Annotated in this window: 1 protein-coding gene; it reads left to right on the top strand. The window is 30.1% G+C overall.

Going from position 1 to position 743, the window contains the following annotated elements:
- The first annotated feature begins 201 nt into the window (after positions 1-201).
- Positions 202-546, top strand: coding sequence for a hypothetical protein (locus tag PTI45_RS23590; protein WP_069330033.1), 345 nt, complete (start codon positions 202-204; stop codon positions 544-546).
- The last annotated feature ends 197 nt before the right edge of the window (positions 547-743 follow it).

Here is a 743-nt window from a genome sequence, read left to right as displayed (position 1 = left end):
CACATGAGTTAAATTTACAGAAAACAAAAAAGCACCAGACACAGCAATATGCTGTATCTGGTGCTTCCAGTTTCCGATCTATTCAATTCGTTGATTTGATTATACATGACTTCACAAATATACTGCAAGCACTTATAATTTTCTTTAAACAAACCGATAATTATTTGAGGAATATGTTTTACATAGAAAGGTGGACATCGAATGAGTAACAGTCCAGACTTAAACATTAATAATGAAATTATTCAAAAAATAAATGAGTTAACCGAGTTATTGGCTAAAAGAGAACACATCGATTATGCACATCTCGATCCATCTCAAAATAAATCAGTGACTTTGCAAGAGTTAGAAATCATTAATCAACAAAAAGAAGAAGAAATCAAAGTACTAGATAAAGCATGGATGAATTTTGAAGAAGACTTATTCGGAGTTGTCCAAATGTCGATGCAAGAGAAAAATCAGCTGCACACGTTTTATATGAATAAACATAAAACTGATAAGAATCGAAGAGCGGGTCAGCGCAGTGCAGGTGTGTGGAGAGCCAATTAATTGATAAAGTATCCTTCATAGCAGGGATACTTTTATTTGTATATAATAAAATAATTTAAATCTATCTTAATTAAAGGATGATAATTATGTATAAAGTAATACAACGTATTACTTTTAATGATGCTTCTAATTCAATTAAAACTTATCAAAATCAATTTATGAAAGCATTAGAGTACTCTCTTTGGAAAGAATATATA

It is taken from the genome of Paenibacillus nuruki (genome assembly GCF_001721045.1).
Taxonomy (GTDB): domain Bacteria; phylum Bacillota; class Bacilli; order Paenibacillales; family Paenibacillaceae; genus Saccharibacillus; species Saccharibacillus nuruki.
This window is presented reverse-complemented; position numbering and strand designations above follow the sequence as displayed.